A 20646-nucleotide genomic window follows, 5' to 3' on the forward strand; every position below is an offset into this window, starting at 1 on the left:
CCAAGGCAGTCATTACACTAGCCTTAAATACCGTCAACGGCTGTGGAAATATCAAATAACTCAGAGCATGAGCCGCCGAGGTAACTGCTGGGATAATGCGCCAATGGAGCGATTTTTCAGAAGTTTAAAAACGGAATGGGTGCCAACGCAAGGCTATAAGGGTTTTGTGGAAGCTAAACAAGATGTGACTGATTATATTATTGGTTATTACAGCCAAGTCAGGCCACATCATTACAATGCAGGATTAAGCCCAAATGAATCAGAGCGAAGATTTTGGGAAGATTCTAAAGCCGTGGCCAAATTTAGTTGACCACTTCACACTGTGCAACAGATGAAGAAATAGCTCAAATAGAACCCTTGAAGCTAGAGATCCTCGAGTTAACAGGCAAGACACCAGACCAATTGAAAAGGGAGCTAGCAGGGAAGTATGGTCATCGAGAACCCTTATATAAATTTATTAATAATTTGGTATCTCAACTTAGTGACGGTAGCTTGAGCGAAATAGGTCGATTGTATGATGAACATAAATCCAAAATTGCAGCAGCTGAAGTCATAAGACAAACGACTCTCACAGGTTTACCTATTGGGGGAATTGGTACTGAGGTTTGGAAACAGATGTGGAGGCATGTTGAAGGCTTTATTACTAGCCAAAATGGTTCCTTTCCTCCAGCTACAGGAGAGAATTGCCCAACTTGTTTGCAGGTTATAGATACTGCAACAGCTGAGCGTATGAAGGCATTCCACAAGTACATACAAGATCAATCTCAAGTTGAAGCTCAGAAAGCAACCCAAGCATATCAAGCTCGAATAAATTTTATTGAAAACCTGTCTTTCGATTTATCGCCTTTTTCTGGAATTCTAACTGAAATTGAAGCCGTTAAACCTGAGGTTATGAATGCTTTAGGTGAACTAATGGGACAATTAATCAATCGCAAACAAGCTGTCCTAGCAACCAATCCATGCTTTATCCATCCATCATTAATCCTTAGTGTTCCAAACTGGCTGAAAGCTCAGTTGGACTCTCTCAAAGCTAAGATTGAAAGTGTGGCTGATGATGGATTTTTAGCTAAGTCACTCACAGAAATGAATTCAAGACTATTGGAGTTAGTAGATCGGCAAACAATACGCCAACAGAAACAATTAGTCTTAAATGAAATCAACAGACTGCATACTTTTCAGATTTTTCAAAATGCTCTAGGTAGTGTTGTACTTACGAAAATAACTTCATTTACATCAGTGTTGAGTAATGCAGGTGCAATTGGTCAGTTAAAAGGTGTGTTTGAAAGCGAGTTATCTGCACTAGGTTTTAAAGCTTTTTCTGTCGAAACTAAGACTCGTGGTTCGGCAGGGGAACAGAAATTGAAGCTAGCTATTTCGAATATTGCCTCTACACAAATCTCAGATATTGCCAGTGAAGGTGAGCAAAAATGTATTGCTTTGGCAGGCTTTATGTCCGAGTTAACAATTGATAGTCGTAAGTCAGCAATTATCTTTGATGACCCAGTAAACTCACTAGATCACAAGTGGCGTAGGTTGTTTGCAAAACGAATAGCCAAGGAATCTCTACACCGTCAAGTGATTGTGCTAACTCACGATTTACCATTTTTAGTCATGTTGAGGGAAGCTGCACCAGAGACTTCGTTTAACTTAGTGCATATTGCTCAAAAAGGCTCCTATTCTGGTTTCCCTGTAGGTCGTTTACCATGGGATGCAATGTCCACAAAAGACCGGATAAAGTTCCTACGCCAACAAATTGTTGATGTAAGAAAATACTGCAAAGATTTTGAGAACTTCATAGAGGAAGAATATAAAGAGAAAGCAAGGTACGTCTATGGGAAGCTGCGAACCACTTTAGAGCGACTCATTGAGGAATGGTTGATTGGTGATATTGTCCAACGATTCAGTAGGGATGTTCGAGTAACAATGATCGCTAAGCTACTGAAAGTTAGCGAGCGAGAAATAGTTTTTATTACAGCCATCTATGACAAGTGTTGTGGTTTCCTTGATGCCCATGATAACCCAGCTAATGCTGGTGTTGTTCCTATGCCTGACATTGACGAACTAAATCAAGACATCGAAGATTTGGCGACATTTTTTGAGGAAGTAAAGAATAACAGAAGGTAATCTCATCAGATTTAACAAGCCACCCATTGTTAAATTTTCTAAAAGGTGTTGCGGTCAAAGATCGGATACAGACAAAGATGGAACAAGCATATCTCTTTTGAGATTAACAGGCGATACCGAGACTACAGAAGTTCACCCTCCCCTGCGAAGTTGCTGAAGGGCGTTGAAGATAATCGTGTGACGCAGACAGGACGTCTGCGTAGCTTTCGGGGTACAGGATGTACCATCGGAAGCGTTAGCGATTTTCGAATAAGCACGAAGCTACTAACCAATGCATGTAACTTCGCTAGGGGCGTCATGGAGCATCCAAGGAGGATAGGACGAGCAGTCCTCCTTGGTCGGGTGTGGGGTGAAGCCCCATGACTTTGATTTTGCTTTTAAAAACAATTAAGAATGATGGGACAGTCTAACCACTATTACCAGACCAAAAACAAAACCCCGACTCAGTTACCCGAGTCGGGGTTTTCATTTTTCTCTTACAAGAATTTAGGTTTAAGCGATTAAGCTAAAGACCGCAGATATTTTTGCGCAGGATAAAACGTTCAGTACAAGGCGCTGTGAGCGTAGCATACGTTGTTTGTATGTGAGCGAGCAGCAACGCCGTAATCAACATTTTAGACCAGCAAAAATTACATCATGCCGCCCATTCCGCCCATGCCACCCATCCCGCCCATATCTGGCGCAGAGTTTTGTGGAATTTCAGCAACCATTGCTTCAGTTGTGATCATCAGACCTGCGATTGATGCAGCGAATTGCAACGCACAACGGGTCACTTTAGTTGGGTCAAGAATACCCATTTCTAACATGTCACCGTAGGTGTCGTTACCAGCGTTGTAACCGAAGTTACCGCTACCGTTTTTCACTGTGTTCGCAACAACTGACGCTTCTTCACCTGCGTTAGTCGCAATTTGGCGCAGTGGCGCTTCCATTGCACGCAGTGCGATAACCACACCGTGTTTTTGGTCTTCGTTCAATACTTCAACTTCAGCAATTTTAGAAGCTACGCGAACCAGAGCAACACCGCCGCCAGGTACTACGCCTTCTTCTACTGCTGCACGAGTTGCATGCAGTGCATCTTCAACGCGGGCTTTTTTCTCTTTCATTTCAACTTCAGTTGCTGCGCCAACTTTGATTACTGCAACGCCGCCAGCTAATTTAGCCATGCGCTCTTGCAGTTTTTCTTTGTCGTAGTCTGAAGTTGATTCTTCAATTTGTTGCTTGATTTGGCTTACACGAGCAGCAATTTGTGTTTGCTCGCCGTTACCATCGATGATGGTGGTGTTATCTTTAGTGATCACAACACGCTTAGCCGTACCTAAATCTTCTAGGGTCGCTTTTTCAAGCTCTAGGCCGATTTCTTCAGCAATAACAGTACCGCCAGTCAGGATTGCCACGTCTTGTAGCATTGCCTTACGACGATCGCCAAAGCCTGGAGCCTTAACTGCGGCTACTTTTACGATACCGCGCATGTTGTTAACCACTAGCGTAGCTAATGCTTCACCTTCAACGTCTTCAGCAATAATAAGCAATGGCTTACCAGTTTTTGCTAGACCTTCAAGAATCGGTAACAGTTCGCGAATGTTAGAGATTTTTTTGTCTACTAACAGTACATATGGGCTGTCTAACTCAATGCTGCCAGTTTCTGGCTTGTTGATGAAGTAAGGAGACAGGTAGCCACGATCAAACTGCATACCTTCTACAACTTCTAATTCGTTTTCAAGCGCTTGGCCTTCTTCAACAGTGATCACACCTTCTTTACCGACTTTTTCCATCGCAGTTGCGATGATTTCGCCGATAGATTCATCCGCGTTAGCAGAAATAGTGGCAACTTGCGCAATCGCTTTTGAATCAACACATTCTTGAGATAGATTTTTCAGCTCGGCCACAGCAGCAATAACCGCTTTGTCGATACCGCGCTTAAGATCCATTGGGTTCATACCGGCTGCAACGGCTTTTAAGCCTTCAACAACAATGGCTTGAGCCAGTACGGTTGCAGTAGTAGTACCATCACCGGCAGCGTCATTGGCTTTAGAAGCAACTTCTTTGACCATTTGCGCGCCCATGTTTTCGAATTTATCTTCTAATTCGATTTCTTTGGCAACAGATACGCCGTCTTTAGTGATCAGTGGTGAGCCAAAGCTCTTATCTAATACCACGTGACGACCTTTAGGGCCTAACGTCACTTTAACTGCGTTTGCTAGAATATTTACGCCAGCCAACATTCTTAAGCGTGCGTCGTTACCAAATACAACTTCTTTAGCTGCCATCTTGATTATCCTTTAAATTTTTTAATGATTAATTGGAATGTCGAATTGATGCTGAGGATTAACCCACTACTGCCATCAGGTCAGCTTCTGACAGGATCAAGACTTCTTGACCGTCAATTTTTTCTTTCTTCACGCCATAACCTTCGTTGAAGATCACTACGTCGCCCACTTTGACATCCAGTGGTTTAACTGTGCCATTTTCTAAAATACGGCCATTGCCCACAGCGAGGATTTCACCGCGTGTTGATTTTTCAGCAGCGCTACCAGTCAGTACTATGCCGCCGGCTGAGGTTGATTCAACTTCTAAACGCTTAACGATTACGCGGTCATGTAATGGACGAATATTCATCTATGAACTCTCCTAATGATTTGATGCCCTACAAACGAGCCGATTTGTGATTAAAAAAACAGGCACGTTAGCCTGCTCCTTTCATGTGTGAGATATGGGGCTGATGCTCTCCAGATCCAAGGGCATTTACAAAAAAAACTTCAATTTTTTGATGTCAGTTTTTTCAAGTGAGCACAATCCTGCTAGAATCTCGCCTCCGCTTGCTAATAAGGCACTATTTTCTCCATGAAAGACAGACACGGGCTGCTCACCGCGCCAATTGGTCGTGTACTGCTCAACATGAGCCTCCCCAACTTAATTGGCATTATGACCATTTTAGGTTTCAGCCTTGCTGATACTTTTTTTATTAGCCAACTGGGCACCGAAGCCTTAGCAGCCATCAGCTTTACTTTTCCGGTGACCTTAGTGATATCTAGTATTGCTATTGGGATTGGCGCAGGGGTATCAACTAATTTAGGTCGGCTTATCGGTTCGGGAAACGCCCATAAGGCAAAAGTGTTCTTACATGATGCCTTGCTGCTGACCTTTAGCTTAATTGCCAGTTTAGCTGCTCTTGGTAGCATTTTTATTACGCCGTTATTTCGCCTGCTCGGCGCCAACGATGATAGCTTGCCGCTGATCCACGACTATATGATTTTTTGGTATGTCAGTGCGCCGCTGCTGGTATTACTCATGGTAGGTAACCAAGGATTACGTGCCACTGGCGATACCCGCTCCCCCGCGATGATTATGACGCTGGCGGCGATTATCAATCTGATCCTCGATCCTTTACTCATCTTTGGGATTGGGCCATTTCCACGTTTAGAAATTCAAGGCGCGGCGATTGCAACATTTATAGCTTGGTTAGTGGCGTTATCTTTGTCGGGATATCTATTGATTGTTAAGCGTAAAATGCTCGAATGGACCACTTTTGATATCGATAGAATGCGTGCTAACTGGAGCACCTTAGCCCATATAGCACAACCTGCAGCCTTGATGAACCTAATCAATCCATTAGCCAATGCCATTATTATGGCGATGTTGGCACATATCGATCACAGCGCAGTGGCGGCATTTGGTGCGGGTACTCGCTTAGAGTCGGTATTATTAATCGTGGTGATGGCATTGTCGTCGAGCTTAATGCCCTTTATCGCGCAAAATTTAGGTGCAGGGCAACCACACAGGGCAAAAGCAGCGCTATTGTTGTCGATAAAATTTATCTTTATTTTTCAGACCTTACTTTATATTCCACTGATTTTTTTAGCCGAACCTATTGCGCATTTATTCAGTACCGATCCGCTGGTCATCGAGTGGCTCAGTTTTTACATTTTAGTGTTGCCCTGCGCTTATGGGCCATTAGGGATGGTGATTATTGTCGCAACCTCGCTCAATGCCTACCATAGACCGATGAGTTCATTAGTCATTAATCTATGCCGTTTAGTGCTGCTGATGCTGCCACTGGCGGCATTGGGATCGTATATTGGCGATGTAAAAGGTTTATTGCTGGCGTTACCCATCACGAATATTTTAATGGGAGCGGCCTGTTATTGGTTAGCACTGCGGATTTCTGAGCCGACAAAGATCAGCGCCGCCCACACGCTTAATGAGGCATAACGCTAACTTAGGTCATAACAGGGGGCAATAATACGTTAGCTCGATGCTAGGGAAAAAGCTGAACATCCTCTGAAAACGCTTTTCTAGAAGCGTTACACGTTCGGCGCTTGTCTACCTCAGTACTCATATTGGTTGGTACACCATTAGGGGCTAACTCTTGCATAATATAATCAATAAAACGCCTGCTGGCCAAGCTAACATAACGCCTTGATGGATAAGCTAAAAAGCACTCACCTAGGTAAGCTTCTATCTCAGGTAATAACGTGATTAGCTCGCCATTCTCAAGGTGCTCGGCAACCACTTCAGCCGGTGCATAAACGATACCGCGCCCTTGCAGTGCAAACTCAACGGCTACTTCAACACTGTTCGAGCAGAAGTTGCCTTTCACTTTCACTTCTTGCTCTGAGCCTATCCATAATTCATTGAAAATTTTGCCATTTGATAAGCGAAATAACGACACATTATGGGATTCAATTTCTTTAGGCGTTGTGGGCGTTCCGTGTGCGGCTAGATATTGCGGGCTGGCATAAAAACGCAGTTCGGTGGTGAATATTGTGCGTACCACTAAATCTAAGGTGTCTAAAGCCGGCTCAACCACAAAGGCGACGTCGAGATTGTGTTTGACCATATCGACCGATTCTGAACTGTGGATCACTTCTAACGTAAGTTTAGGATGCATATCCATAAAGCGAAAAATGGCTTGCATTAAGGTTTTCATGCTGTGGATAGGGAACATTTGAATGCGTAAATGTCCACTTAGTTCAGCATCGTCGTTAGTCATTTCGAATAGGGTTTCGTCGAGCTGAGCCAAAATATTCTGCGAACGCTGGTAGAAATGACTGCCCGCCGACGTGAGCGTCATAGAGCGACTCTGACGGTGGAATAATTTAATGTTCAGCTCATCTTCCAAGGCCTGCAAACGCCGACTGACAGTCGATTTAGGTAAGTTAAGTAAATCAGCCGCTTCAATCAAACTACCGGTTTCAGCAATTCGGTGAAATAACGCCAAGTCCTCTGTCTTCATTTTTACCTTAAACTCAATCTCATTATGTGAGACTGATGTTCCCAAAGCATTCCGTTTATTGCAACTAATTTTACTGCTATCTTCACGCCCTGTTATTCGAGTCGGCCATGCGGACTGGGTTATTTAACCATTACCCTACAGACCGACTCCGTGCTTTATCCCAAATGCTTCCCGGCGCGGCCGACCAGTCTCGATAACAGGAGCTGGTTGGTCATTTATTGTTAAGGTCTGTGTCTATCGGTTTATTCGTGATTTGATGGCTAGTCGGTTTGATATCACTAGCATCGACGTTATATTCGGTCTTATCTTCAAAATCGCCCTCAAACACATTACCGTCTTTTTTAGCACTATCATCAAATGGTGCTTGGCTAAATGGATCCTGCGGCTTAGGGCCAAAGGGACTTTGCCCCGCTTGAAAGCCACCCTGTAAACCTGCAACAACTCGTAATTGCATACGCTTAAATAACAGTGCCGCAATTGGCTTACGGGTGAGCGGCGTCAATAATAACAATCCTATGATATCAGTCACAAAACCGGGGATCACAAGTAAAATTCCTGCCATCGCTAACATCATACCTTCAACGATTTCTTGCCCCGGTGCTTCACCACGGGCGAGTTTTTGCTGTACTTGCATTAACGTACTTAATCCTTGGCTACGGACCAAAGAAACTCCAAGCACTGCAGTAAACAGCACTAAACCTATGGTAGTCCAAGTGCCTAACACCTCACCCACACGAATAAGTACCGACAGTTCAATGACCGGGATCAGCACAAACAGTAAAAAAATAATAAAAAACATACCGACCTCAGCTTTATCTGACTATTTCTGTAAACTAAATGGGGACTATCCGGTCTTAATTCAAGCTAACGCAATCAATGCAGTCTCTACAGGAGACAAACAACTGCTATTTAGCTCACTCTTTTGTGAACGCGCTAATGTATGAGACCATTAAAACACGTAAAGTAGCTTAACGGAGTTAGCTTAAGTGAATTTTAAGCGCCTTAAGAAATGAAAACTAACAGTATGCAGCATCAGTATTTAGTCGTTAGCACTACCTGTCCCGATGAAGTACAAGCTAATAGCTTAGCACGGGCGTTAATTGAATCACGTATTGCCGCTTGTGTGCATATCTCAGCTCCGATACGTTCCATATATACTTGGGAAGATAAAATCTGTGAAACACAAGAATTTAGCTTACAGATTAAATGTTTGCAGAGTCGATATGCCGAGTTAGAACAACTTGTGCTTAGGCTTCACCCTTATCAAGTACCCGAAATTATTGCCGTGCCTGTGACCCACGGGTTACCAGCCTACTTAGATTGGATAAAAGACAACACGCAGCCATGAAAAAACTACTCAGCCTTATTTTTACGTCTTTATTGCTCCTCACGCCCTTAGCCCACAGTGAAGGAGTTTTCGGTAATAAATTCGACTTCATGAAGAGTGAACCAGAATTGATGCCGGTCGATCAAGCCTTTGCCTTCGATTTCAAGCAAGAAGGCAATCAGGTCAAACTCAATTGGGTGATTGCCGACGGTTACTATATGTACCGCGACAAGCTTAAATTTAGCGTCAATGGCGCTGAGTTAGGCACAATTGCGCTACCAAAGGGCAAGCCCCATAACGATGAGTATTTCGGCGAACAAGAAGTTTATTACACCTATGTGGATATTCCCGTAGGTCTAAAACAAGCCGATGAGAATGCCACGCTCACAGTCACCTTTATGGGCTGCGCCGAAGGTAAATTGTGTTACCCCCCAACAAAACGTGAAGTCGTTTTAAAAGCAGTCGCGGCCAGTGACGGTTTAATTGCGGGAGCCAAAGCAACAGAATCAGCTGCAATCGCAGAGCCAAGCGCTAATGATAAAACTAATACGCAACCGATTACTCAACAAGATACGTTAAGCCAAATGCTATCAAACGACAGCTTGATTTGGACTTTAGTGATTTTCTTTGGTTTAGGAGTCGGCCTAGCATTAACCCCTTGCGTGTTCCCCATGTACCCGATTTTGTCAGGCATTATTGTTGGCCAAGGGCAAAAACTCTCCACCGCAAAAGCCTTCACGCTCTCGATGGCTTACGTACAAGGCATGGCGATTACATACTCTATCTTGGGTTTAGTGGTAGCATCGGCAGGGCTTAAATATCAAGCGGCATTGCAACACCCATCGGTGTTAGTGGTACTCGCCATTTTGTTTTTTGTACTCAGCTTATCAATGTTTGGCCTCTATGATTTAAAACTGCCATCAAGCTGGCAGCAGAAGATGAACTCAGTATCAAACAACCAAAAAGGCGGCAACTTAGTTGGCGTATTCTTTATGGGAGTGATTTCCGGTCTTGTTGCATCACCTTGTACAACCGCACCACTGTCTGGCGCACTGGTTTATGTCGCCCAAACTGGCGACCTACTCCAAGGTTTCTTAGCCTTATATGTATTGAGTATGGGCATGGGCTTACCACTACTTATTATCGGGACTTCAGGCGGTAAATTATTACCTAGAGCAGGCGCTTGGATGGACATCATCAAAACTGTCTTCGGCTTCTTGCTGATTGCTGTGTCTATTGTAATGCTTGGTCGTATTTGGACTGGTGTAATATCCGATGTGCTCTGGTCACTGTGGGGCGTGAGTTTCACCGGCTACTTGATGCATCAAAACAAACTCAGCCCCTTTAATTGGAAACAAACGGTGCGTTCAGTGCTATTAACTCTGATGCTACTGGCGAGTTTCTCCTACGGATTCCAAGCTGTTATGGGTCACTTTGGTTTTAATCATAATCCCGTAGGCACAACGGCAACCACCGAAGAAGCCCATGGCTTTAAGCGCATTAAGTCGATTGAAGATCTTGAGCATGAAATCGCCGCTGCTAGCGCGCAAGGTAAGCCTGTGATGCTGGATCTATACGCCGATTGGTGTGTGGCCTGTAAAGAGTTTGAAGCCATTACCTTCAAAGATGCCGCAGTATTAGCCCGCATGAATAAAATCGTACTACTACAAGCGGATGTGACCAAGAGCGACAAGGTGGATGTAGCTTTGCTCGAAAAATACCATGTACTTGGCCTGCCAACTTTATTGATGTTTAACGAACAGGGTGAGCAAAGGGAAGATTTACGTGTCACTGGCTTTATGGGCCCTAAAGATTTTGCTGCCCATTTAGATCATCTGGTTAAATAGCCACGACTGATTAACATCATCGCTGCGGCATAAAATGTGTGGGCAAGGTCGCTCATACTCATTTAACCGACAGGCTATTTGCCGCAACACCAATAAAAAGCGGACTTTTTTCATTAAAAGTCCGTTTTTTTGTTCAAGTGTCATAGATTTCTTATACAATCACTGAGTATTTTGGACTTTTTGGATTAGAGCTTTATGGAACCTGGCATCCTCATCATCACACTTATTTGCGGCATGCTGGTCAGCCGAATAGGACTCCCACCACTTATCGGCTACTTAGTGGCAGGTTTTGTACTATTTGTACTCGGGATAGATAAAGAAAGCCTGCCATTATTGCAAGAGCTCGCCAATCTTGGTGTCACACTCCTCTTATTTGCCATCGGCTTAAAGCTGGATATCCGTAGCCTATTTAAAGCCGAAGTATGGGCGGGATCGAGCATACATTTAATGCTCTCAATGTTGATTTTCGTACCGATTCTTAAACTATTAGGTCTGGTGGGGTTAAGCCAACTGACCAGTTTAACCTTAGGACAACTGACGTTAATTGCTTTCGCGTTAAGCTTTTCCAGCACAGTGTTTGCGGTCAAAGTCTTAGAGGATAAGGGTGATGTGCAATCACTCTACGGCCGCGTTGCCATTGGTATCTTGATTATGCAGGATATCTTCGCCGTCTTGTTTTTAACCATTTCTAAGGGCGATGTCCCTTCAGTATGGGCCTTTGCACTATTGTTACTTCCGTTTGCTAGACCGCTTATCTACAAAATCTTCGACCGTGTCGGCCACGGTGAACTTTTAGTATTATTTGGTTTAGTCATGGCGCTTGTGGTAGGTGCTTGGTTATTTGAATCCGTTGGCTTAAAACCCGATCTTGGCGCACTGATCATTGGTATTTTGCTTGCAGGCCATAGAAAGTCCTCCGAGCTAGCCAAATCACTGTTCTACTTTAAAGAGCTATTTCTTGTGGCCTTCTTTTTAACCATAGGGCTTAACGGATTACCAACGGTATTGGATGTCGTCCTCGCAGCGCTATTAGTGTTGTTGATACCGCTTAAGATTTTAATGTTTGTCTATCTTCTTACCCGCTTTAAGCTGCGCTCACGTACCTCTATGTTGGGCTCGTTTAACCTAGGTAACTTCAGTGAATTCGGTTTAATTGTTGCCGCGGTTGCGACCCATAAAGGTTGGCTCCCACCTGAGTGGCTAGTGATTATTGCCGTAGCATTAAGTTTTAGCTTTTTACTCGCAGCACCGCTTAACGCCACTGTCGGTGATATCTATCAACGGTTCCAGCAACGCTTAATTAGACTTGAAAAACGCCCATTGCATCCAGAAGACAGACCTATCGCCATTGGCAATCCGCGTTTCTTAATCTTAGGTATGGGCCGTATTGGTAGCGGCGCCTACGATGAACTCAGAGCGCAATTTGACGGTGAGATTCTCGGTATTGAACACAAGCAAGATTTAGTTGATTTGCATCGTTCCAAAGGCCGTAATGTTGTGCGCGGTGATGCAGCGGATACCGACTTTTGGGAAAAACTGGATAAAGCGCCAAATCTTGAATTAGTGCTGCTCGCAATGCCTCACCATACGGGAAATATGTTTGCGGTCGAGCAACTAAAAAAACTCGATTATCAAGGCAAAATCAGTGCAATCGTACAGTACAGTGATGACGCCACAGCACTCAGAGAATTAGGTGTGCACAGTGTTTATAACTTATACGAAGCCGCGGGTGCTGGTTTTGTTGACCATGTCATTACTGAGCTACTAAAGAACTCTGAAAAAAATGCGCCACAACGACCGCTGGCTGAAGATATTGTGCAAGTCACTGATCCTAAAATTAATACTGTGACCCATAGTTAAGCTCAAATAAATATTTTATTGCATTAAAACGACTCAATAGTTTGCCGTACAGACTTGCAGTTAACACCTCTGCAATCTTGTACGGCAGCTAACTAATAAATTACAAATCTTTACAAATCAATACACTGTAAAAAAATCAGCGCTCTATTGATGACACATTCGCTACCTGTATCGGTTTTTACATTATTACCTATCGTTTTTTCATCACTAAATCGCAGTTACATAGCCGACTCAGTCGTGATATAAATCGAAGATAAGAACGAAATTAGCTCAGCTTTTTGGAATTTTTCACAGCATGTCAAACCCTGCGCAGCGCGCCACTAAGTTATTTGTCCAAACCTTTGGTACTAAACCCGATGATTTATACCAAGCCCCTGGACGCGTCAATCTGATCGGTGAATACACAGATTATAATGACGGTTTTGTACTCCCAGCCGCTATTAACTTTCATACAGTTATTGCCGTTAAACGCCGAGATGACACTAAATTTCGTGCCGTCGCCGATGCATTTCCGGGGCAAATTAAAGAATGGAATTTCGGCCATGAAAGTAATATGGATCCACAGGACGGTTGGGTTAATTATCTTAAGGGTTTAACGGCGGCAATGGCGCAAACGGGCTTATTAGCTAAAGGGTTAGATTTAGCGATTGTGGGCGATGTACCTCTGGCGGCAGGTTTATCCTCATCGGGAGCGCTGGTGGTTGCTTTTGGCACGGCTATCAGTGATACCAGCCAACTGCATTTATCTCCAATGGCAGTGGCACAACTTGCACAGCGCGGCGAGCACAGATACATAGACTCTGCCTGCGGTATTATGGATCAAATGTGCAGCGCCATGGGCGAGCAAGATCATGCACTGCTAATCGATTGTTTAGATCTTGATAGTGAAGCAATACCCATTCCTGAAAACTTAAGTCTTATCATCATTGACGCACATATTGAGAAGCAACGTTTAGCCGCTACCAATCAACAGCGCCGTGACGAATGTGCACAGGCGGCCGAATACTTTGGTTTAGATGCGCTACGTCACCTCGATTTGCGCCGATTAGAAAGTGCAAAGGCTGATATAAATGAAGTGTTATATCGCCGTGCCAGACACGTCATCACTGAGAACCTCCGCACTCAAAGCGCTGCGCGCGCATTAGAGCAAAATAATATCAAAAAATTAAGTCACTTAATGGCACAGTCCCATGCTTCACTGCGTGATGACTTTGAAATTACCCTACCTGAATTTGATACCTTAGTTGAGATTGTCAGCCAAGTGATTGGCGATCGTGGTGGCATACGCATGACCGATGGCTGCGTGGTGGCCTTAGTTGATCATGAACTGACCGATGCCGTTGTTGCAGCAGTTGAGGGTGAGTTTTTAGATAAAACCGGTATCGATGCCACTGTCTATTTATGTTCCGCCAGTGCGGGCGCGGGGCGAATAGATAATTAAGTTATTGTATAAAAATAACAACTTAATAATGGCTAACGTGCAAGTTATGAAAAGATGAATAAGCCATAACGGCCAGACATTAACACATCATAGTGAGCGAATAGAGGTCGTCAGTGCGGGTTTTAATAGTAAGAAATATTGTGGCGAGTATATAAAACCTGAGTACATAAAATGGTAAGGAATAAAATAGTGCTTATTTTATTCCTTACATTCACTGAGTTTTTAGGTCGCAGACTCAGTGTTAATCATCAAAACTGTCGCTCCAATCATCATCAAAATCAACACCAACGGCATCGGCTTCAACTTCTGGTTCAACTTCAGGCTTTGCCTTACGTGCAGGCGCAGTTTCCTTAACATTGTTGAGGTCAATACGGGCTTGATGCTTACTCATGAATTCGGCTCGCGCCGCCTTCCATACACCACTAAACTTAGTCTCAGCCGCTTTTAACGCTGCATCATCCAAGTCATAGAGATTCCCTTTAACGATATCTTCTACATACTCAATAATCGCATCACGATCAGTGTTATATAAGTAGATGCGGCCGGGAGAGGCTTCAGGCAACTGATTATCATGGACGACAATCACGTTGCCTTTCGATGTTCTCAGCTCACCATACCAAATCTGTTTCTTTGCTGTGTTATACATATATGCCAATACCCTTAAATCAACACATACACTATGAGTTTTTTAGGTTGAATAAGCTAAACATCAATTGCTTTAAACCACTAATAGCGCCGGAAAATATCTGACGTTTTCAAGTAGGTATTTTTACAGAAAATTGCCGAGAATCAATGCCTCAAACCATGAAATTTTCACTTATTTTGCATTAATTTCAATCAAAGTGCTGAAAAGAAGTTGCCCTTAACGACTTTAGCCGAAAAAAACGGCACGGCAAGTTTTATTCTTATCGTAAAATCATCAAAGCGCGCACTAATCGACCAGTGATTATCGACTGGTCTGTTTATTTTATCGTCACACTAAGGTTAAAACGATCTTTCCACGGTGCTCACCTGACTCCATCAAAGCATGTGCTTTAGCCGCATCACTTAATGGAAAAGTGGCAAAAATATGCGGCACTATTTTATGGGCATTTAATAATGGCCATACTTTTTCAAATAATTCAGCGGCGATGGCAGCTTTGGCCTCTACACTTTGTGGTCTGAGCGTTGAACCCGTCCACATAATACGCTTTGCCATTAACCGAAAAATTTCTACCTCAGCCTTAGGGCCGCGCTGCATTGCCACCGACACCATACGTCCGTCCATCGCTAAGGCTTGTAAATCGAGGTTAATAAAATCGCCACCGGCAATATCAAATACTACGTTAACGCCTTTATCTTGGGTCAGCGTCATCACAGGTTCAACAAAGTTCTGAGTACGATAGTTAATCACCTCATCAGCGCCTAGGCTCAAGCAATAGTCACGTTTTTCATCATGTCCTGTGGTGGCAATAACCTTCGCGCCTAATGCACTGGCTAGCTGAATTGCCGTACTGCCAATACCGCCAGAGCCGCCGTGGATCAGCACAGTTTCACCGGCTTTTAGCCCCGCACGTATAAATAGGTTGCCCCATACGGTGAAAAAGGTTTCGGGCAGTGCAGCGGCCTGCACATAGCTAAAGCCAGTTGGAATAGGCAAACAATGGGCTGCATAGGTGAGCACGTATTCACCATAACCACCGCCCGGCACTAAGGCACAAACCTTGTCGCCAATTTGCCATTGGCTCACGCCGTCACCAAGGGCACAAATATCCCCAGCAACCTCAAGCCCAATAATAGGCGATGCCCCTGGTGGCGGTGGATAAGCACCGACCCTTTGTTTGATATCAGGCCCATTCACCCCTGCCGCATGCACACGGATCAAGACTTGGCCCGCACCAGGTACAGGCAAAGGTGAGCGTGATAGCTGCATCACCTCAGGGCTACCGGGTTGCTCAACATGAATATGGGTGTAATCACTGGGTAAAGCTGACATAAAAGCTCCTTTGAGGATGGCACTTTTGCTTAATAACAGATTGTGATGGATTAACCGTATGAGTCCAATTATCGATATGATAGATGTGTATCTTGATACGCTTAAGCTAGCGTAATTTCAAACCAAATAGCCATCATTATTACCCATTTTTGATAAATTTCAGCCCACTGGCGTAACAATCAGCACAGCAAACCGAATAGATATCATCAAGAGTAATGCCGTTTACCCGACCACATCACTTTCAGCCCTTTCTGCGTGGCTAAATCAGAGTTAAAACTGAGTTAAACTCTTTAGATTTAGCCACACACGGTTTAGGCTAAGCGTAATTTAGCGAGTACATCTTTTTCTTTAAGTTCAGCCATTGCGACATAGGCCACTGGCACCACAAATAGCGAGAAAAAAGTGCCTGTCAGTAATCCACCAACTAACACTAAACCAATATTGGCTAAACCTAAGGAGCCAGGTCCTGAAGCCAGTGCTAAAGGTATCGCACTTAAAATCATCGTCAGCGAGGTCATTAAAATTGGTCTTAAACGAGATTTAGCACTGCTGAGCGCCGCTTCAATCGCATTCAAACCTTGAGCCTGTTGCTTATTTGCAAACTCCACCAGCAAAATGCCGTGTTTTGTTACCAGTCCCACTAAGGTGAGTAGACCAATTTGAGAGTAGATATTCATGCTCTGGCCGAACAAGGTTAAGGTCAGCAATGCGCCAACAATACACAAGGGTACCGTCAGTAAGATGATTAAGGGATCGACAAAGCTTTCAAACTGCGCGGCCAAAATCAGATAGATAAACACCAGTGCTAACAAAAATAACGACTGAGTGCCCGCTTGTGAATCCATTAAGTCCTTCACCACCCCATTGTATTTAAAACCTTGTGCATCATTGAGTAACAATGGCAATTGCTCGTCTAAGTAGGTTTTAATTTCGTCGGTAGAATACCCGGGCATAATATCTGCCGTCAGCTCGGCGCTATCAAGGCCCATAAAGGTTTTAATGTTAGATTCTGCCGTTGTTTGCTTAATCGACACAAATTGCGATAAAGGTAAGGCTTGTCCTGATTCGGAGGTGACATAAAGCTTATTCAACACACTGAAATCACTAAGTTTGTCTAGGTTGACTTGTACCTGTATTGGATAGGTAAAGCCATCTGTGGCATGTAAATCCGCCGCCTTTACCGAGCCAAGGAAGGTTGAAAGCGCATTTGTCACGTCGCCATAACTCACGCCCGAAAGAATAATCGCGTTGCGATCGATAGATAAATCGTAGCGCAGCTGATCACGCAGCACAGAGTTATCCACGTTAGTCACTCCAGAATAGTCCTCGAGTAGTTTTTGCACTTTGGCGGCAGTAGCGTTGAGTTCATCTTTGTTACGATCTAAGGTTGTCAGCTCTAAACGTAGATTATTGGCAATGTTGAGGTTATTGGCTGAGCGAATGCTAAAGGACATGTTATAGGCAGAAACACTTGCCTTCGATTTAGTCATCAAGTCATTAATAACATCATCGATATTTTCACTGCGTTCACCCCAAGGTTTAAGCAGCACATGGTTCACGGGTTCGCCCTCGATATAGGACAAATTCGCGCCAACGGCAGGATGATCATCCATCACGCCATTAAGCTCAGCATTGTGATTAAGGTGATACTGACGCCCCACGCCTGTAGGGCCATTCGATGCCACATCGATAAAGCCAGAATCTTCCGCAGGCAACAGTATTTTAGGTAATTGCCAGTAAGCGATACCGGCAAGACCGACAAGCACCACAGCGGCACCGAACATTAAGCGTTTACGGGCAAACCACTTTTCCAGCTCTTTAATATATAAATGATTTAATTGCTGTAGCGCATTTTCGACTCGGTTAAACCATTGCGGCTGCTGCGCTGTGGTATTGATAAGATACGCACTCATCATCGGTGATAATGTTAGCGCTACCATGCCAGAGATAATTACTGCAGCGGCTAGGGTAAAGGAGAATTGTCTAAATAAATCAGCGGTTAACCCTGACATCAATCCAATCGGTAAATACACCGCCACTAAAGTTAGCGTCATGGCAATGATGGGGAAGATAATCTCCTGACACCCTTTAATCGCCGCGTTAAAGGGTGTTTCACCGTTTTCAATATGCCGATAACAGTTTTCAACCACCACAATGGCATCGTCCACCACTAAGCCAATGGCCAAGATAATCGCCAGAATGGTCAACACATTGATGCTAAAACCTAGGGCCGACATCACTGCAAACACCCCAATCACACACACAGGAATGGTAATAATCGGGATTGATGCCGCTCGTAGGCTGCCCAAAAATAACACTACGACCAAAGAGACTAAAATCACCGCCTCAATCAGTGCAAAAAATCCTTCATCAATAGAAGCCTCAATAAAGTCAGCCTGATTATAGGCCAAGGTCATTTCTAATCCTTGGGGTAAATGCTGTTGCATGCGCGCAATTTCAGCCTTAATGTTCACCGCGACTGTCACTGGGTTTGCATTGCTCAAAGGCAAAATCTGCAGTGACATCGCACTGTGCCCACCGATAGACAACATACTCGGCGACAGACTTTCTTCACCCATTACCACATCAGCAACATCGGCCACGCGGATAATCTTGCCCTCGCTGACTTTGATCACTAAATCTTTCACATCATCCAGTGTTTCAACTTGATTCAACGGATTAATTGAGAAATCCCGCGACTTACCCTTAATTGCCCCCGAGGTAAAACTGGCATTATAAGCACCTAAGGTGCCCACCACATCGGCGGCCTTAATGTTTAACGCCTTCATTTGCTCAGGATTAAGCCAAACTCTCACCGCCTTTTGTGAACCACCATACGGCCCCCATACAGCACCAACACCTTGAACTTGCTTAAGTTGCGGTACTAACTGTTGGCTAATGTAGTCATACATAGCCTGCTTTTCCATGCCGCCTGCGTTGACAAAGGTGATGATATTACTCGCAGCATCTGTTGCCGAGGTATCGTCGGTAACTGTGGGCTTATCTATCATGCTCTGGGGGAAATCGTTGATCCCTTCAACGCTGCTACGTAACTTATTCATTAAGTTGGTGTATTCGATATCACTGGTATCGTCATTGAATTTAATCGTTAACGAGCAGCGCCCTTCGCTACAGTCGGTCGACATAGTATCGACCTTATCAATACCCGAAGCCGCCGCAATGAGCTTATCGGCCACATTGCTCGACATAAAATCGGCACTCGCTCCTGCAATCGAGGCATTAACAGAAGCTGAGTGGGTAGTATGCTCAGGAAAATATTGAATATCGAGTTTTTGAAAGGCGATTAATCCCAGCAATATCGCCATGATACTCAGAACCGAGGCAAAGATAGGGTGACGGATACAGACTTCGGGTAAACGCATTATTCAGCCTCCTCGGTCACCGAGTTCGCGTTTGCCGCGGCAGTTGATTTGCTGTGTGAACCAGCTTTTGAGTCAGCTTTTGATGCTGGTATTGGCTCATCTTTGGGTTTAGATGCTGACTCAGCCTTTGAAGCAGGCTGGCTATCTTTAAAGTTCTTATCTTGCACGACTTTGATCTGGCTATCGGACTTAATATTTTGCATGCCAGTTTTCACGACCAAATCGCCTATAGCTAAACCTTCGATGACCACTGCGTAACCGTCGTTAGTATTTTGCGCGAGTTTAACCACTTGCTTGACTGCGCTATCGCCGCGCACTAACCAAACAAAGCGCTCGGCATTATTCGCAATAATCGAATTTTGCGGTACTAATAAACGTTTGATACCACGGCTATAGTACTGTTTGATATTGGCGAACATACCGGGGGCAAGTTTAAATTCGGGGTTTTCGAGGGTGGCGTGAATATCCACTCGGCCAGAATTATTGTCGACGGCGGGTGCCACATAATTCACCACTCCCGTAAAAGTTTTATCGCCGTAGGCTTCCACGGTGACATCAACCTCTTGGCCTTTTTTCGCCTTACCAAAATCATGCTGGCTAATGGCATAACGGACTTCGACGGGATGTAGGCTATACAAGGTGACTAATGCAGTCGCTGCGCCAATTTGGCTTCCAATAGACTGACTAAAGCTGGTTAACTGGCCATCGAAGGGAGCTTTGATCAAGTAATCGTTCATCACCGCTTGCTTTTGCCTAAAATCGGCATCGGCCAGATTAACATTTTCCCTCAGCTCATCCACATCTTGCTTGGCAAGTGCAAACGGCTCTTTAATCAACAAATCTTCAATGCGTTCGAGCTTAGTTTTAGCCAAGGCTAACGTGCTTTTGGCCTTATCTAAATCAGCCTTAGCTTTAACGTTATCTAGCTCGGCAATGATTTGCCCTTTTTTAACCTTATCGCCATGGTTAAAGTGAATCGCGCTAATTTTTTCGCTGGCACTAAAATTCAGTACGGCTGAATCGATGGCATTGATTTTACCGACTTCTTTCACGGTATCGTCAAAGGCGGTTTCTTTTACCGCCTCTACGGTAACCGGGATAATATCAACCTTGTCAGCCGCCACCGCCGTTAAGGAGCTTAAAGCTAGCAGACTGGTTATAAAAAAGGTTACAGGAGCGAATAAGGTGGGTTTTAAATCCTGATGGGAGTGGTGTGTTAATGAAATATCGCAAGCAGTACGCACTTGTGTAGTCGCTAGTTGTGTAAGCATAGTTAATGAAACCTATCGTTTTGACTATTCAACGGACATCCTATCCGACAGCAGCTCACCGGATTGAACCCAAGATTTACCCAAATCACCTAAAGTGGCTATTTCAGCATTTTGAGATTATTTGGGTATACAGCCTATAGGCATAGTCCGAGTGAGCGCCAGTAAAAATGCCATCACACATTCAA

15 protein-coding genes are annotated in these 20646 nt (G+C 44.3%); 7 read left to right on the forward strand and 8 right to left on the reverse strand.

The features are described 5' to 3' along the window. A partial coding sequence (locus tag BW947_RS09765) for an integrase core domain-containing protein (protein WP_143562229.1) occupies positions 1-310 on the forward strand: 310 nt, incomplete at its 5' end. Beyond that, the gene (locus tag BW947_RS09770) at positions 307-2124 is read left to right on the forward strand and encodes an AAA family ATPase (RefSeq protein ID WP_076499059.1); all 1818 of its coding nucleotides are present in this window, start codon (positions 307-309) and stop codon (positions 2122-2124) included. The genes BW947_RS09765 and BW947_RS09770, both read left to right, overlap by 4 nt. Before the next feature lie 629 nt (positions 2125-2753). Here the strand turns inward: BW947_RS09770 and groL are convergent. Both groL and BW947_RS09780 read right to left on the reverse strand, forming a co-directional pair. Continuing rightward, positions 2754-4391 carry a chaperonin GroEL gene (gene groL, locus BW947_RS09775; RefSeq protein ID WP_076499060.1) on the reverse strand — a complete coding sequence of 546 codons (1638 nt, stop codon included), beginning with the start codon at positions 4389-4391 and terminating at the stop codon, positions 2754-2756. Between the two features lie 58 nt (positions 4392-4449). Beyond that, positions 4450-4740, reverse strand: coding sequence for a co-chaperone GroES (locus BW947_RS09780; RefSeq protein ID WP_006086113.1), 291 nt, complete (start codon positions 4738-4740; stop codon positions 4450-4452). A 225-nt stretch (positions 4741-4965) separates the two neighbouring features. Here BW947_RS09780 and BW947_RS09785 point away from each other — a divergent pair, with 225 nt between their 5' ends. After that, on the forward strand, positions 4966-6333 hold the full coding sequence (locus BW947_RS09785; protein WP_076499061.1) for an MATE family efflux transporter: 1368 nt from the start codon (positions 4966-4968) through the stop codon (positions 6331-6333). A gap of 46 nt (positions 6334-6379) precedes the next feature. Here the strand turns inward: BW947_RS09785 and BW947_RS09790 are convergent, their stop codons facing one another. Together BW947_RS09790 and BW947_RS09795 are read right to left on the reverse strand one after the other, a co-directional pair. Further along, positions 6380-7357 (reverse strand): LysR family transcriptional regulator, encoded by a 978-nt coding sequence (locus BW947_RS09790; protein WP_076499063.1) that lies wholly within the window; start codon positions 7355-7357, stop codon positions 6380-6382. A 211-nt stretch (positions 7358-7568) separates the two neighbouring features. After that, positions 7569-8156: an FxsA family protein gene (locus tag BW947_RS09795; RefSeq protein ID WP_076499065.1), complete on the reverse strand. Its 588-nt coding sequence runs from the start codon at positions 8154-8156 to the stop codon at positions 7569-7571. Positions 8157-8381: 225 nt separating this feature from the next. On the opposite strand from BW947_RS09795, the gene cutA reads away from it, so the two are divergent. The 4 genes from cutA to galK all read left to right on the forward strand — a co-directional run bounded on the left by cutA (position 8382) and on the right by galK (position 13832). Then, positions 8382-8705 (forward strand): divalent-cation tolerance protein CutA, encoded by a 324-nt coding sequence (cutA, locus tag BW947_RS09800; RefSeq protein WP_076499454.1) that lies wholly within the window; start codon positions 8382-8384, stop codon positions 8703-8705. Continuing rightward, complete coding sequence (locus BW947_RS09805; protein ID WP_076499068.1) at positions 8702-10531, forward strand: protein-disulfide reductase DsbD; 1830 nt, start codon at positions 8702-8704, stop codon at positions 10529-10531. The genes cutA and BW947_RS09805 overlap by 4 nt, the downstream gene beginning before the upstream one ends. Before the next feature lie 195 nt (positions 10532-10726). Further along, complete coding sequence (locus tag BW947_RS09810; RefSeq protein ID WP_076499070.1) at positions 10727-12391, forward strand: cation:proton antiporter family protein; 1665 nt, start codon at positions 10727-10729, stop codon at positions 12389-12391. Positions 12392-12686: 295 nt separating this feature from the next. Beyond that, the gene (gene galK / locus BW947_RS09815; RefSeq protein WP_076499072.1) at positions 12687-13832 is read left to right on the forward strand and encodes a galactokinase; all 1146 of its coding nucleotides are present in this window, start codon (positions 12687-12689) and stop codon (positions 13830-13832) included. Positions 13833-14073: 241 nt separating this feature from the next. Here galK and BW947_RS09820 read toward each other — a convergent pair whose 3' ends face one another. From BW947_RS09820 to BW947_RS09835, 4 genes are all read right to left on the reverse strand, one after another. Further along, positions 14074-14478: a hypothetical protein gene (locus BW947_RS09820; protein WP_076499075.1), complete on the reverse strand. Its 405-nt coding sequence runs from the start codon at positions 14476-14478 to the stop codon at positions 14074-14076. A gap of 327 nt (positions 14479-14805) precedes the next feature. Further along, on the reverse strand, positions 14806-15807 hold the full coding sequence (locus BW947_RS09825; RefSeq protein ID WP_076499077.1) for an NAD(P)H-quinone oxidoreductase: 1002 nt from the start codon (positions 15805-15807) through the stop codon (positions 14806-14808). A gap of 311 nt (positions 15808-16118) precedes the next feature. Beyond that, positions 16119-19190, reverse strand: a complete 3072-nt coding sequence (locus tag BW947_RS09830; protein ID WP_076499079.1) for an efflux RND transporter permease subunit — start codon at positions 19188-19190, stop codon at positions 16119-16121. Then, positions 19190-20461, reverse strand: coding sequence for an efflux RND transporter periplasmic adaptor subunit (locus BW947_RS09835; RefSeq protein ID WP_083948165.1), 1272 nt, complete (start codon positions 20459-20461; stop codon positions 19190-19192). The genes BW947_RS09830 and BW947_RS09835 overlap by 1 nt, the downstream gene beginning before the upstream one ends. Positions 20462-20646: the final 185 nt, after the last annotated feature.

Origin of the sequence: Shewanella morhuae (genome assembly GCF_900156405.1) — a bacterium.
Classification (GTDB): Bacteria; Pseudomonadota; Gammaproteobacteria; order Enterobacterales; family Shewanellaceae; genus Shewanella; species Shewanella morhuae.